Origin of the sequence: Paenibacillus rhizosphaerae (assembly GCF_014192015.1) — a bacterium.
Lineage (GTDB): Bacteria > Bacillota > Bacilli > Paenibacillales > Paenibacillaceae > Paenibacillus_AQ > Paenibacillus_AQ rhizosphaerae.
This window is the reverse complement of sequence record NZ_JACHXJ010000005.1, coordinates 478,481-493,910: the sequence shown is the minus strand read 5'-3', so window position 1 is coordinate 493,910 and position 15,430 is coordinate 478,481. Positions and strand designations below refer to the sequence as shown.

General features: G+C 55.5%; 12 protein-coding genes. All 12 read right to left on the bottom strand.

The window, feature by feature from the left end:
* Positions 1–4 precede the first annotated feature (4 nt).
* Positions 5–640 (bottom strand): YhbD family protein, encoded by a 636-nt coding sequence (locus FHS19_RS27630; RefSeq protein ID WP_183585153.1) that lies wholly within the window; start codon positions 638–640, stop codon positions 5–7.
* A gap of 252 nt (positions 641–892) precedes the next feature.
* Complete coding sequence (argH, locus tag FHS19_RS27625) at positions 893–2,296, bottom strand: argininosuccinate lyase (protein WP_089549762.1); 1,404 nt, start codon at positions 2,294–2,296, stop codon at positions 893–895.
* Positions 2,297–2,405: 109 nt separating this feature from the next.
* Positions 2,406–3,638: an argininosuccinate synthase gene (locus tag FHS19_RS27620; protein WP_076174549.1), complete on the bottom strand. Its 1,233-nt coding sequence runs from the start codon at positions 3,636–3,638 to the stop codon at positions 2,406–2,408.
* 34 nt (positions 3,639–3,672) lie between these two features.
* A complete protein-coding gene (argF, locus tag FHS19_RS27615) occupies positions 3,673–4,629 on the bottom strand; it encodes an ornithine carbamoyltransferase (RefSeq protein WP_089550484.1) in 957 nt (318 codons plus the stop codon).
* A gap of 46 nt (positions 4,630–4,675) precedes the next feature.
* Positions 4,676–5,872 carry an acetylornithine transaminase gene (gene argD, locus FHS19_RS27610; protein ID WP_183585151.1) on the bottom strand — a complete coding sequence of 399 codons (1,197 nt, stop codon included), beginning with the start codon at positions 5,870–5,872 and terminating at the stop codon, positions 4,676–4,678.
* Positions 5,873–5,943: 71 nt separating this feature from the next.
* The gene (gene argB / locus FHS19_RS27605; RefSeq protein ID WP_183585149.1) at positions 5,944–6,777 is read right to left on the bottom strand and encodes an acetylglutamate kinase; all 834 of its coding nucleotides are present in this window, start codon (positions 6,775–6,777) and stop codon (positions 5,944–5,946) included.
* Positions 6,778–6,810: 33 nt separating this feature from the next.
* On the bottom strand, positions 6,811–8,040 hold the full coding sequence (gene argJ, locus FHS19_RS27600) for a bifunctional glutamate N-acetyltransferase/amino-acid acetyltransferase ArgJ (protein WP_183585147.1): 1,230 nt from the start codon (positions 8,038–8,040) through the stop codon (positions 6,811–6,813).
* A 17-nt stretch (positions 8,041–8,057) separates the two neighbouring features.
* A complete protein-coding gene (argC, locus tag FHS19_RS27595) occupies positions 8,058–9,122 on the bottom strand; it encodes an N-acetyl-gamma-glutamyl-phosphate reductase (RefSeq protein ID WP_183585145.1) in 1,065 nt (354 codons plus the stop codon).
* A 429-nt stretch (positions 9,123–9,551) separates the two neighbouring features.
* Positions 9,552–10,439: a YitT family protein gene (locus tag FHS19_RS27590; protein WP_183585143.1), complete on the bottom strand. Its 888-nt coding sequence runs from the start codon at positions 10,437–10,439 to the stop codon at positions 9,552–9,554.
* A gap of 125 nt (positions 10,440–10,564) precedes the next feature.
* A protein-coding gene (gene prfB / locus FHS19_RS27585) for a peptide chain release factor 2 (protein ID WP_183585141.1) occupies positions 10,565–11,678 on the bottom strand; the annotation gives its coding sequence in 2 pieces (ribosomal slippage) (positions 10,565–11,605 and positions 11,607–11,678; 1,113 coding nt in all).
* Positions 11,679–11,863: 185 nt separating this feature from the next.
* Positions 11,864–14,371: a preprotein translocase subunit SecA gene (gene secA / locus FHS19_RS27580; RefSeq protein WP_183585139.1), complete on the bottom strand. Its 2,508-nt coding sequence runs from the start codon at positions 14,369–14,371 to the stop codon at positions 11,864–11,866.
* Between the two features lie 446 nt (positions 14,372–14,817).
* Positions 14,818–15,396, bottom strand: coding sequence for a ribosome hibernation-promoting factor, HPF/YfiA family (gene hpf, locus FHS19_RS27575; protein ID WP_105444830.1), 579 nt, complete (start codon positions 15,394–15,396; stop codon positions 14,818–14,820).
* Positions 15,397–15,430: the final 34 nt, after the last annotated feature.

Here is a 15,430-nt window from a genome sequence, read left to right as displayed (position 1 = left end):
CGCCTCAAACCTCCGATTGGTTGATTTTTAATTTCAATTCCTCGATACAGCCCCTTAAAGGCAGGCGGAACACCCACTTGGCATCCCGGTCCACATATAAATGCTCGGTAGTCTCGATTAGCAGCAGCAGCGGCACGCCCATTTTGCGGACGAGCGCCAGCTCGCACGGTTTGCTGGCCACTTTAGCGTAATGATCCCGCATGAGGGAAAGCAGCATTTTGCCTTCATCCCGGGTCACCTCCCCGCTCTTCAGCAGCTTCTCCAGAACATAGACCGAGAGAATATCGGCGAACGTCAGCACGTCGTGTTTCCCCACCTCTTGTTGGAACAGGTCCAGTGTCATATTTGTAACAATGTTACGTTGTAAAAGCTCATCTGGGGTGATCGATACTTCGCCGGAGCTCGGCGAAAACACATCGGCCAGCTCGTCGAGGGACAAACCGTCCTTCATATTGATAATGCGGTCTATGCGCTGCAGTATTTTTTGCTTCGGAAAAAAGGTCTCCTGTCCCGTGAAGGAAGACTTGCGGATAAACCATTCCTCGGGAATGAGGTTTTTCCGCTTCCAGCGGTACAGCTGTCCATAGGAAATTCCGGTCAGTTCCAGCAGATCCTTTTTGGAAATCTCTTCTTCGTTCATTGCACATCCTCCTCGCAGAAATAATGTAACATAACATTGTTACGTTGTAAATACGGAAAATGGAAAATTGGGGGGGACCCCACGAAAAAAGACGCCTCCACAAGGGAAGCGCCTTTTTCTTATCCGATATTTCTTATCTGCTTTTTATTATTGCGCTGCTAAAAGTTAGTCCGTCTGCCTGAAGCAGATTGAAGCCCGGATCAGACTCAACCAACTCGTTACGGCTATCGGCTATCGGCTATCGTCTATCGTCTATACGTGCTCGGCAAGCCACTGCTCTGTCATGCTGAGCAGCACCTCACCGCGCTTAATCGCTTCAGCCACCTGATCCGTCGCCGTGCCCCCGTACACATTGCGGGCGTTCACGACGGTTTCCGGCCGCAGCACCTCATAAATCGTGTCATCGAACAGTGGCGAGAACTGCTGGAACTCCTCCATCGTCAGGTCAAGCAGGTACTTGCCCTGCTGGATGCAGTACAGCACCGTTTTGCCGATGACTTCATGCGCCTGGCGGAAAGGCAGCCCTTTGCCGACGAGGAAGTCGGCGATGTCCGTCGCGTTCGAGAAGTCCTGGTTGACCGCTTCGCGCATGCGGCTCTTGTTCACCTTCATCGTGGCGATCATCGGCGCAAACAGCTGCAGGGCTCCCTCCAGCGTGGCCACCGTGTCGAACATGCCTTCCTTGTCTTCCTGCATATCCTTGTTGTACGCCAAAGGCAGCGACTTGAGCACGGTCAGAAGGCCCATCAGGTTGCCGTACACGCGGCCGGTTTTGCCGCGGACCAGCTCCGGCACGTCCGGGTTTTTCTTCTGCGGCATGATGCTGCTGCCGGTACAGAAGGCGTCGTCCAGCTCGATAAAGTTAAATTCCGTGCTGCTCCACAGCACCAGCTCTTCGGACAGGCGGGAGAGATGCATCATGATGATGGACGCGTGGGACAGGAACTCCACGATAAAATCGCGGTCGCTGACCGCATCCAGACTGTTCTCGTAGACCCGGTCAAACTGCAGCTGCTCCGCCACGAAATGGCGGTCGATCGGGAACGTCGTCCCGGCCAGAGCACCTGCGCCGAGCGGCAGGACGTTGATGCGCTTGTAACTGTCCATAAGGCGCTCGATATCGCGCTGGAACATGGACACATACGCCATCAAATGATGGGCGAACAGAATCGGCTGCGCCCGCTGCAGATGCGTATATCCCGGGATGATCGTATCCAGGTTGTCCCTTGCTTGTCCGATCAGCGATTTTTGCAGCTCATGCAGCATGCCGGCCAGCTCGACGACCCGCTTGCGCAAATACAGGTGCATGTCGGTCGCCACCTGATCGTTCCGGCTGCGTCCCGTATGCAGCTTGCCGCCGACCGGGCCGATCTCGGCGATCAGGTTTTTCTCCACGTTCATATGGATGTCCTCGTCCGCCACCGAAAACTCGATTTCGCCGCGGCGGATTTTGTCCAGCACGGTTTGCAGCCCCGCCTTGATCGTCTCCACGTCTTCCTGCGGAACGATTCCGCATTTGCCCAGCATCGTCACATGAGCCAGGCTGCCTTGAATATCCTCCTCGGCGAGCGCCTGGTCAAAACCGATCGAAGCCGTATATTCGTCTACCAGATGGTTGGTCTGCTTCGTAAAGCGCCCTCCCCACAGTTTGCCCACTATCGTTCTCTCCCCTCTTGCTTGACAGCAGAGGGCCGCTCCTTCCCGTGACCGACAAGGAACGGCCTCCCTACGACATGCTTGTGCTGTTGATTATATCATGGAAAAATTATTTGTTCTGTGCCACGCCTGTGCCGACTTTAAGACGCAGGGCGTTCAGATGGATAAAGCCGGTAGCATCCCCTTGATCGTACGCTTGGGTCGGATCGGCTTCCATCGTGGCGATGTCCGGGTTGTACAGGCTGACCGGGCTCTTCACGCCGGCGGCGATGATATTGCCCTTGTACAGCTTCACGCGCACCGTACCGGTCACGTTCTTCTGGCTTTCGGTCACGAGCGCCTGCAGTGCCAGACGTTCCGGAGCGAACCAGAAGCCGTTGTACACCAGCGTGCTGTAACGGGTGATCAGGCTGTCGCGCAGGTTCATCACTTCGCGGTCCATCGTGATCGACTCCATTTTGCGGTGCGCGGTGAACAGGATCGTGCCCCCTGGCGTTTCATACACGCCGCGGCTCTTCATGCCGACGAAGCGGTTCTCCACCATGTCCACACGGCCGATGCCGTGCTTGCCGCCAAGCTCATTGAGACGCTCCATCACGGCCAGCGGGTTCAGCTTCTCGCCGTTAATGGCGACGCAATTCCCCTGTACGAAATCGAGCTCCACGTATTCCGCCTCATCCGGCGCATCTTCAGGAGAAACGCTGAGCAGGTACATGTCTTTATTTTCCGGAGCGCTGGCATCGAACCAAGGATCCTCGAGTACGCCGCTCTCATAGCTGATATGCAGCAGGTTACGGTCCATCGAATAAGGCTTCGCCGCCGAGGCGGTAACCGGAATGCCGTGCTTCTCGGCAAAAGCGATCATTTCCGCGCGTCCCGGGAACTCATTGCGGAATTCTTCCAGACGCCATGGAGCGATGACCTTGATGTCCGGCGCCAAGGCCGCAGCCGCCAGCTCGAAACGCACCTGGTCGTTCCCTTTGCCTGTTGCGCCGTGCGCGATTGCGGTCGCGCCTTCCGCGCGGGCGATGTCCACCATGCGCTTAGCGATCAGCGGGCGCGCAATGCTCGTGCCGAGCAGGTACTGCCCCTCGTACAGCGCTCCCGATTGGAACATCGGGAAGATGAAATCCTGTGCGAACTCGTCGCGCAGATCGTCAATGTATACTTTCGAGGCGCCGGTAGCCAGTGCCTTTTCTTCCAAACCGTCCAGCTCTTCCTTTTGCCCGATATCGGCCGTAAACGCGATGATTTCGGCATCATACGTTTCCTTGAGCCATTTCAGAATGACCGACGTATCCAGACCTCCGGAATACGCCAGCACGATTTTTTCCTTTGCCATGTCTAAACTCCCTCTCCTGAAAAATCTGATCGATTTAACCCATTAAGGCGGCCATCAGCGCTTTTTGCGCATGCAGACGGTTTTCGGCCTGGTCGAAAATGACCGAGTTTTTGCCGTCGATGACCCCTTCGCTTACTTCTTCCCCACGGTGTGCCGGCAGGCAGTGCATAAACAGGTAGTCTGCCTTCGCCAGCTGCGCCAGCTTCTCGTCGACTTGATAGTTTTTGAACGCCGCCTCGCGGACCTTCTGCTCTTCCTCAAAGCCCATGCTGGCCCATACGTCGGTATAAATGACGTCCGCGTCCTTCACCGCTTCTTCCGGACTGTGCGTAACGACGATCTGCGCGCCGCTTTCCTTGGCAATCTCTTGGCTCGCCTTCACCACGGCCGGATCCGGGGTGTACCCTTCCGGACTTGCGATCGATACGTTTACGCCCAGCTTGGCGCCGCCGATCATCAAGGAATGGGCCATGTTGTTGCCGTCGCCGATGTAGGCGAGCTTCAGGCCTTTCAGCTGGCCTTTGTGCTCATAGATCGTCTGGTAATCCGCCAGCACCTGGCACGGATGCGCCAGATCGCTCAGGCCGTTGATCACGGGAACGGAGGCGTATTTCGCCAGATCCGTCACATTGTGATGCCCGAAGGTACGGATCATGATGCCGTCCAGGTAACGCGACAGCACCTGCGCCGTATCGCTGATAATTTCTCCGCGTCCGAGCTGAATGTCGTTTTTGCTTAAAAAGAGCGCGTGGGCTCCGAGCTGGAACGCCCCCACTTCGAACGATACCCGGGTACGGGTGGATGATTTTTCGAAAATAAGTCCGATCGTTTTGCCCTTCAGCGGCTGGTATTCCTCGCCGTTTTTCTGCTTGCGCTTGAGTTCGATCGCCAGATCGATCAAGTACTGAATTTCTTCCGGTGTATAATCGTCGAGCTCCAGCAGGTCTCTTCCCTTCAGGTCGATATCCTGCAGCAGCCCGGTTTGGCTCAACATCGTTACGTCCTCCTTTATCAGTACATGCTCTAATGCTGCCCGGCTACGCCTTGTTTACTGCGGTATGATCATGGATCAGCTCGGCAATCATGCCGACGGCCTGATCGATTTCTTCTTTGGAAATATACAGGTTCGGAAGCAGGCGGATCACGTTCGGACCGGCGGTCACGAACAGCAGCCCGCGCTTCTGCCCTTCCAGCACGATGTCGTTCACCGGCTCCTTGCATTCGATGCCGATGAGCAGCCCCAAGCCGCGCACTTCATTGACAAAAGGATGCACAGCCACCTTTTCGTTCAGCTGCTGGATCAAATACTCGCCCATGTCCGCGGCACGCTGCGGCAGCTGGTCTTCGAGAATCGTCTCGATCGTGGCGATCATCGCCGCCGTCGCGATCGGCGTGCCGCCGAAGGTAGAACCGTGGCTGCCCGGCGTAAACGCGTCTTTCAGATAGCCTTTGCCGAGCATCGCTCCTGCCGGGAACCCGCTGGCAATGCCTTTGGCGAGTGTGAAAATATCCGGCTCAATGCCGTAATGCTCATACGCAAACAGCTTGCCTGTACGCCCCATGCCGGTCTGCACCTCGTCGACGATGAGCAGAAGCCCATGCTGTTCGCACAGCGCCTTCACTGCCTTCAGGAAGTCCGGCTGCACGACAAGCACGCCGCCTTCCGCCAGCACCATCTCGATCATGATCGCAGCCGTATCCGGGCCGATGGCCGCTTTCAGCGCGTCCAGATCATGCAGCGGTACGCTCTTGAAGCCGGCAGGCAGCGGCAGGAAGCCGTCTTTTACCTTATCCTGGCCGGTTGCCGTCAAGGTAGCCAGCGTGCGTCCGTGGAAGGATTGATGGAAGGTGATGATTTCAAAGCGTCCGGTGCCTTTCACTTTCTGGTGGTAGCGGCGGGCCAGCTTGATGGCCGCTTCGTTCGCTTCGGCGCCGCTGTTGCAGAAGAACACCGCATCCGCGCAGCTGTTCGCCGTCAGCAGAGAAGCTGCTTTTTCCTGATTCGGAATGTGGAACAGGTTCGATACATGCCACAGCTCATCCAGCTGGGCTTTCAGCTTCTCGGTCACTTTCTTCGGCGCATGGCCCAGATTGGTCACCGCTATACCGCACATAAAGTCGAGGTATTTGTTCCCTTTATCGTCCCACAGCCAGCTCCCCTGCCCTTTCACCAGGCTGATCGGATATCTGGCATAGTTCTGAAACAATGAGCTTGCCTGTTCGCTTGCACTCATCCCTAATCACTCCTTCTCCCGGAGCCGCAGGTCCCTCCCTGTGCCCCTGTATTAAATGTCCTGCCTTTATCTCAATCCCGCACGATGCGGGTACCCAACACTTCACCCTGCAGCACCCGGCTCAGTACCCGGGGCTCGCTGCCGTCCACGATGACGACTTCCTGTACGTCTCCTTGAATGCAGCTCACCGCGGCCCGAACCTTCGGAATCATGCCGCCGTATATATCGCCGCTGGCGATCATGTCTTCGATTTGCTGCACCGTTACCGACGGCAGCACCTGCTTCTCGCCGTCCACGGCTTTCAGGATGCCGGGCACATCCGTGACCACGATCATCCGCTCGACTCCCAGATGGGAAGCGACGGCGCCCGCCGCGGTATCGGCGTTAATATTGTAACGCTGCCCGGCCGCGTCTACACCAACCGGCGCGATAACCGGCATGTAGCCCATGGCCGTAATGCCTTTAACGATCGCCGATTCCACGTAGGTCACGTCTCCGACATGGCCAACCTCGGCCGCGTTCGCAACCGGCTCGGCCTGGATCAATCCCCCGTCGACGCCCGACAGGCCAAGAGCCCGGCCGCCCGTGCTCTGAATCCGCCGCACGATCTGCTTGTTGATCGTTCCGGCCAGCACCATCTCCACGACGTCAAGGACGTCCTCGGTCGTCTTGCGCAGGCCGTTCACGAATTCCGTTTCGATGCCCAGCTTGGCGAGATTGTCCGAAATGGCCGGACCGCCCCCATGGACGATAACCGGCTGCACGCCCTGCTGCTGCAGCTGCTTCAGATCCTCAAAGAAGGAATCCGGCAGTGCCGCCAGCGTGCTTCCCCCGCACTTCATGACAAACGTCTGCTGGCCATCCGCCCCAATAGGGGAGCCCTGCTCATTCTCCAGCGTCTTCATATGCATTCACTCTCCCCTGCAGCTGCCTTCGCCTTATGTCCGGTAAGCCGCATTGATCCGTACGTAGTCATAAGTCAAATCGCAGCCCCAGGCGGTGGCTTGCCCGGCTCCGCCGTGCAGATCCACGACGATGCGGACGGTGTCCCCTTTCAAGTAAACCAAGGCCTCATCTTCATCAAAGGCGACCGGACGCGATTGTTCCAATACGCTGATATCGCCGAGCCGGATGTCGACCGTCTCCGGATTTACCGGCTCACCCGCGCGTCCGACGGCAGCGATGATCCGTCCCCAGTTGGCATCGGCGCCGAACACGGCCGATTTCACCAGGCTCGAGCCGATGACCGTCTTGGCAATCGCCCGCGCCGACAGATCGCTGACCGCGCCGGTGACGCTGACTTCGACCAGCTTCGTCGCGCCTTCGCCATCCCGCGCAATCTCTTGGGCCAAGCTCCGGCACACATACGTAAACCCTTCGGCAAACGGCTCCCAGTCGGGATGCGCCGGCGTCAGTACTTCGTTCCCCGCCAGCCCGCTGGCCATGGCGATCAGCATGTCGTTCGTGCTCGTGTCGCCGTCCACCGTAATCATGTTGAACGTCACGTCCGTCGCCTGCCGCATCAGCTGCTGCAGTGCTTCCTGGTCAATAGCCGCGTCCGTCGTCATAAAAGCAAGCATCGTCGCCATGTTCGGATGAATCATCCCCGAACCCTTCGCCGCACCGCCAATGGTTACCTCTTTGCCGTTCACCAACACCGATACGCAGGCTTCTTTTTTCACCAGGTCCGTGGTGAGGATCGCCTGCGAGAAGTCCTCCGCGCCCGTCGCTGCGCTGCTGAGCCGCGGCGGCAGAGACTCGATGCCCGCGTTCACGCGGTCCATCTTGAGCAGCTCGCCGATCACGCCCGTGGACGCGACGGCCACGTCCTGTTCCGCCACACCGAGGTGGCGGGCTGCGGCCGCCCGCATGTCATAGGCATCGGCTTCGCCCTGCTGCCCGGTACAAGCGTTGGCGTTGCCGCTGTTAACAATCACAGCCTGCAGCGTGCCGCTTCGCAGGCTCTCGCGCGTCACCTTCAGCGGTGCCGCTTGAAACACATTGGTGGTGTACACGGCCGCAGCCACGGCCGGCACCTCGCACAGAATCGCGCCCAGGTCATGGCGATCCGTCTTCTTGAGTCCGCAGTGCACGCCTCCCGCCGAAAAACCTTTCGGCGTGACGATCGATCCGTCCTTCACCTGCGTAAACGTCGTTAATTGTCCCATGTCTATGTTCATCCCGCTTACGGATACACCGGAGTATAGCCGAGTCCGAGATTCTCCTCCCATCCCATCATCAGATTCAGGTTCTGTATCGCCTGGCCTGCCGCACCTTTGACGATATTATCAATGACCGAAATAATGGTGACCCGGCCCGTCCGCGGATCCGCCGCAAAACCGATATCGCAATAATTAGAGCCCAGCACTTCCTTCGTCGCCGGCCAAATGCCCGTGTCGCGTACGCGCACGAACGGCCGTCCTTGGTAATACTGCCGGTACAGCTCCACAAAATCCTCGTCGTTATACACGCCGTTCAAGTTCGCATACATCGTGCTCATAATGCCCCGGGTCATCGGCACGAGCTGGGTCGTAAACGTCACGGTTACCTGCTCACCGGCCACTTGGCCAAGCACCTGCTCAATTTCCGGGATATGCTGATGCTTATTCACTTTGTAAGCTTTGAAGTTTTCATTGATTTCCGCAAAATGGGAAGTCAAGCTCGTTCCGCGTCCCGAACCCGATACGCCGGACTTGGCATCGATGATGATGCTGTTCGGGTTAATCCAGCCGGCGCTGATGGCCGGAACCAGACCGAGCAGGGTAGCCGTCGGGTAACAGCCCGGATTGGAAATAAAATCCTTGCCGGCGACTTCTTCCCCAAACAGTTCGCACAATCCGAAAACAGCTTGGTCCAAATAAGCCGCATCCGGCGCGGTGTGCTTATACCATTTTTCGTACGTGGCGCCGTCCTTGATCCGGAAATCCCCGGACAAATCAATGACCTTAAGCCCCTCTTCCAGCAAACCCGGCACCAGCTTGGAGCTCACGCCCGACGGGGTAGCCGTAAAGACGACGTCCGCCTTGGCGGCGATTTCCTTCGGATCGGTACCGTCCAAATTTCGCACGATGATGTCCGTTAAATGCGGAAAGCCTTCCGAAATCGGCGTTCCCGCGCTCGATGATGAAATCACTGACGTAATGACTGCTTTGGGATGCCCCTGCAGCAGCCGGATCAGCTCAACCCCGCCGTAGCCGGTTGAACCGACGATCGCAATCCTTACCTTCTCCCCAGTACCGTGTTCTCCCATTCCCCGCGTTCCCCTCTCTACTGCCGCTTCTGTATAAAACATGAATAATTATGTATTATTATACGACCGCTTTTATATAAATACAACACTTTGGAACGAATTTCCCTTATCCTGTAAGGGCTTTTCCGCTCCCGCCTCCTATGGTCCGAGCCTATGTACCTTTCTATCCCCAAGAAAAAAAAAGACCCTGTTCGAGGTCCAATCAGATTATGTTCTTATGGAATGATCCATGTGTTGATCCCGAACCGCCTCTGTGATGTGTGATGGTCGTTTATTTTTTGATGCCGGTAATGATTCAGACAGACGGGAACATTTGTCCATCCCCCAACCTCTACATAATGAAAAAGAGGCTGCCCAGCCCGCATGGATCAACTGTTCGCCTCTTTTTGTTGTTTACTATTAAACTATGATGAATTGTGAAAATAATGCTCAGCTGCCCTGCAGCTTAAACCCTTCGCCCAGCACCTCATGCGCATTGCTGATGATGACAAAAGCCTCCGGATCCACCGACTGCACCAGTGTCTTCAGCCGCGTCGTTTCACTCTGGCCGATGACGACCATCAGCACGGTCCGGTCCGTTCCGGTATAGCCGCCGGTGGCGTTCAGCTTGGTACAGCCGCGGTCCAGGTCTTTCAGCACCGCCGCCGTTATCGGCTCGATATGGTCCGAGATGATATAAGCCACCTTCGAGTAATTAAAACCCAGCTCAATGGCGTCGATTACCTTACCAGTGACATACAGTCCCACCAGCGCATACAGCGCCTTCTCCAGCGACAGCGTACAGGCAGCCAAAACAATGACCGATCCGTCCAGAATCACGACGCACAGGGAAAAGCTGAGTCCGCTGTATTTCTGGATAATCTGGGCCAGCGTCGTCAGACCGCCGGTAGAGCCCCGTCCCCGGTACACGATCCCGATGCCGAGACCTACGGCGATCCCACCGTAGATCGAGGCGAGCAACGGATTGCTCGTCGGCAGCGGCCAGTCCTTCGTCAGATAGACGAACAAAGGCAGCACCACGCTGCCCAGCAGCGAGCGGATGCCGTAATTTTTTCCGAGCAGCAGGACGCCCAGGATAAAGAGCGGAATGTTGAGGGCCCACTGGGTAAAGGCCGGCTCCATGCCAAACCAGGCTTCGGTCAATACGGAAATCCCGGATACCCCGCCGGAAGCAATCCCGTTCGGCAGGAAAAACAAATTAAACCCTATAGCGATAATAAAGGAACCGACAATGATGAGCAGCGTATCCACCACGTGGCGCTGGGGTCCGTTCATAGGCAGAGTTGCCTTTCTGCGGTTCGATGACTTCTGAGACATTACGTTTTTTCTCTCCTTAACAAAAATAAATCGGCCGTGAAACAGTCACGCCTTCCGGAATGCTAAAATCAGTCCATTACACCAAAAAATTCCTACACCAATAGCGTGTAGGAATTCACTTGGTTTTATTCGGTTTCCACCTTAATTTGGCTGCGCAAATAACCGTCGATGAACGGATCCAGGTCCCCGTCCATGACAGCGCCGACATTGCCGGTCTCCACTGAGGTGCGGTGGTCCTTTACCATACTATAGGGATGAAACACGTAGGAGCGAATCTGGCTGCCCCAAGCAATATCCGACTGTTCCCCTCGGATTTCATCCAGCTGTTTTTGCTGCTCTTCGAGTTTGCGTTCATACAGCTTCGAACGAAGCATCGTCATCGCGCGCTCCCGGTTTTTGATCTGTGACCTTTCGTTCTGGCAGGTGACGACCACGCCCGTCGGGATATGGGTAATCCGGACCGCGGAGTCCGTCGTGTTGATGTGCTGACCGCCGGCGCCGCTGGCCCGGTACGTATCGATCTTCAGATCCTCTGTCCGGATCTCCACGTCGACGTCCTCGGTAATCTCCGGCACGACATCGCAGGAGACAAACGACGTATGGCGGCGTCCCGACGAGTCGAACGGCGAGATGCGCACCAGACGGTGCACGCCTTTTTCGGCTTTCAGATAGCCGTATGCATTAAAGCCTTTGATCAGCAGCGTAACGCTCTTGATCCCGGCCTCATCACCCGGCAGATAGTCCAGCGTTTCGACTTTGAAGCCATGCTTCTCTGCCCAGCGGGTGTACATCCGCAGCAGCATCTGTCCCCAATCCTGGGACTCGGTGCCGCCCGCACCCGGATGCAGCTCGAGAATGGCGTTCATTTTATCGTAAGGCTGGTTCAGCAGCAGCTTGAGCTCGAAATCGTCCAGCTTCTTGGTTAACGACTCCACCGCTTCGGCGATTTCGGCGGCCAGCGATTCGTCGCCTTCCTCGTCGGCCAGCTCCGCCATCATGGAGGCGTCGTCGTATTCCTGCTGCAGCTTCTCATATTCGTCAACCGATGACTTCACGGCATTCATTTCCGCGATGACCGATTGAGCCTTTTCGTTGTCATCCCAAAAGTCGGGAGCCGACATTTTCTCTTCGAAGTTCGCGATCATTTCCTGCTTCAGATCTAAGTCAAAGAGACCCCCTAAGATTGGTGAGTTTCGTTGCGATTTCCCGCAGGTCGTGCTTAACGCTTGGATCTAACATGGTTTACTCTTCACCTCTTTATCGACATAAACTCCCTTAAGCGGAAAGACCCTGCGGCCGCCCTCCTCTTCAGAGCAGCGCCCGCTTCGGGTCTCCCGGTTTAAGGGAGTTTTGGCTCCGTTTCTTAGGGTTGCCTAAGAAACGGCTGTTGTATGAATCATGGTACCATTGGCTTCTAGATTATCTTATGCTTCTTGACCGTGGCAGTGTTTGTACTTCTTGCCGCTGCCGCAAGGGCACAAATCGTTGCGTCCGATCTGTTCGCCGACTTGCACCGGCTTCTTCTCGGTCGGCTCGCCATTCGTGGAAACCTTGCTCTCTTCCACGACCGCCTGGCGCTCCTGGTTCGCTTCGATATGAGCCTTCATCACGTACATGGCCACTTCCTCCTGGATGCTGGCCGTCATCGTGTTGAACATCTCGAAGCCCTCGAATTGGTACTCGCGGAGCGGATCCGTACCGCCGTATGCACGGAGGTGGATACCTTGACGGAGCTGATCCATCGCATCGATGTGGTCCATCCACTTGCTGTCGACGGAGCGGAGCACGATCACTTTCTCGAACTCACGCACCAGCTCGGAACCGATCCGTTCTTCGCGCTCGTCGTACTTCTTCTTCACCTTATCGAAGATGAACTCTTCAATCTCCTCAACCTCTTTGCCCCACAGATCGTCGCGGGTAATCGAGCCTTCGTCGAGGAGCTTGCTGTTCACGTAATCAGCCACTTCCTGAAGTTCCCAGTTTTCCGGAATATCGTCGGAGCAGTGCACCTCCACCGCACGGTCAATGACCGGCTTGATCATCTCCATCACGATATCCTTGATGTTGTCGGATTCCATAATTTCGCGGCGCTGCTTGTAGATGATCTCCCGCTGCTGGTTCATGACGTCGTCGTATTGGAGGACGACCTTCCGCAGGTCGAAGTTGTTGCCTTCGACGCGTTTTTGCGCGGATTCGACCGCACGGGTAATCATCTTGCTCTCAATCGGCTGGTCTTCCTCGAAACCGAGGCGTTCCATCATGTTCAGCACGTTGTCCGCGCCGAAACGCTTCATGAGCTCATCACCCAGCGACAGGTAGAACTGCGTCGAGCCCGGGTCGCCCTGGCGTCCGGCACGGCCACGAAGCTGGTTATCGATCCGGCGGGATTCGTGGCGCTCCGTACCAATGATATGAAGACCGCCCACATCAGCCACACCTTCACCCAGCAAAATATCGGTACCCCGTCCAGCCATGTTGGTGGCGATCGTTACCGTACCCGGCTGACCGGCGCGGGAGATAATGTCCGCTTCTTCGGCATGGTACTTGGCATTCAATACCTGGTGCTTGATGCCCTTACGCTTCAGCATTTCCGAAATGAGTTCGGAGTTCTCAATGGATACCGTACCAACCAGCACCGGCTGGTTCTTTTGGTGGCGTTCGACGATCTCATCAACAACGGCCTTGAACTTGCCGTTCACGCTCTTGTACACGATGTCCGGCATGTCGTTCCGTTGGTTTGGTTTGTTCGTCGGTACCTGGATAACTTCCAGGCCGTAAATTTTCTTAAATTCTTCTTCCTCCGTCTTCGCCGTACCGGTCATGCCGGCCAGCTTGCGGTACATCCGGAAGTAGTTCTGGAAGGTAATCGTCGCGAGCGTCATGCTCTCGTTCTGCACCTCGATGCCTTCCTTCGCTTCGATCGCCTGGTGCAGACCGTCACTGTAACGGCGTCCGGCCATCAGGCGGCCCGTAAACTCGTCGACGATCACCACTTCATCCTCTGTCACGACGTAGTCAACGTCGCGGCGCATGATGACATTGGCCTTCAGCGCCTGCACGATGTGGTGGTTCAGTGTAATATGGCTGTGGTCATACAGGTTCTCGATGCCAAAAGCGCGTTCCGCTTTGGCTACACCCTTTTCCGTCAAAGCAACGGATTTGACCTTGATATCAACCGTATAGTCCTCTTCCTTCTGCAGCTGCTTCACAAAGCGGTCCGCCACGTAATACAGCTCTGTCGATTTCTGGGCTTGTCCCGAGATGATCAGCGGCGTACGCGCCTCATCGATCAGAATCGAGTCCACTTCGTCAATCGTACAGAAGTACAGCGGGCGCTGCACCATTTGTTCCTTATACAGCACCATGTTGTCACGCAGGTAGTCGAAACCGAACTCGTTGTTCGTACCGTACGTAATATCACAGGCATATGCCATTTGTTTATCCGCATGGTCCATGCCGCTCAGGTTCACCCCGACGGTCATGCCCAGGAATTCGTAAATTTGTCCCATTTCCGCGCTGTCCCGCTGAGCGAGATAGTCATTGACGGTGACCACGTGCACACCTTTGCCGAGCAGGGCGTTCAAGTATACCGGCAGGGTACCTACCAGCGTCTTCCCTTCACCGGTTTTCATTTCGGCGATCTTGCCTTCGTGCAGCGTCATGCCGCCGACCAGCTGAACGTCGTAATGACGCTTACCGAGCACGCGCTTGGATGTTTCGCGTACGGTGGCAAACGCTTCAGGCAGGAGCTCATCGAGGGTTTCACCCTTCTCCAGACGCGCACGGAACTCCGCCGTCTTCCCTTTCAGCTGCTCATCGGAAAGGTTGACGAATTCCGGCTCTAATTTGTTGATCTGATCAACCGTCTTCATCAGACGCTTGACCTCACGATCGTTGACGTCACCGAAGATTTTTTTGACAATACCTAGCATGGTTAACCCCTTTCGCGCAAAACAATTGTTAGAATCAACTTCAGTTATTTCAGGGTTATGTTCAAATGAAATAGATTCTTCATGAACCAATTCACACAGACACCGGCTGAATGATATGGATTCAGAAAGAATCGATTCATACAGGAGTATTGAAGATCTGCTGCTTGTTGAAATTGATCCGGACAGAATCGGCTTCATACAGACAAAATGCAACTGCTTGAAGTTCATTCCAATCGTGTTCAAACCGGTAATTAGAATAAAACGGGTTTGCATAAATTGTAACAGTTTGTAAGAGATGCCGCAACAACTTACAGCCCTTCCAAACGGCCTCTATATATATACGCACGAAGAGCCCCATCCGTTGCAGGACAAGGGCTCTTTTTTTACTCGAAACTCAATCAATATTTACATCATCATGAAAATTGTTACAACGGACCATCCATTTGTTAATACGCGCGACCTTCATTTTGCTCGATCAAACCGTATTTTCCATCATTCCGTTTGTAAACGACATTCACTTCCTGGGTATCGATGTTCGAAAAAACAAAGAAATTATGTCCGACCATGTTCATCTGCAAAATGGCTTCTTCCACGTCCATCGGCTTCAGGGTGAAGCGCTTCGTGCGGACCACTTCCAGATCGTCATGCTCTTCCTCCGTCATCGTCGGCAGCAGGCCGGTACCGGTCGCGGCTTCTTCCGTGAACAGCATCTTCAGGCTTCCTTCCTGGCGGAACTTGCGGTTGAGCTTGGTCTTGTGTTTGCGGATTTGGCGTTCCAGCTTGTCCACGACGGCATCAATGGATGCATACATGTCATCGCTGCGGTCTTCGGCCCGGAGCATCACTCCAGGGAGCGGAATCGTTACCTCCACACTGTGCAAACCTCTAGTAACTCCAAGTGTCACATTTCCATCTGAGGCGGGGGGTGCATCGAAATACTTCTCAAGCCTGCTGAGCTTCTTGTCGACATAGTCCTTCAAAGCGTCAGTAACCTCGATTTGTTGACCTCGAATAGCTAAATTCATAGGGCACTCCTCCTTTGCAGTTCCATTATATCAC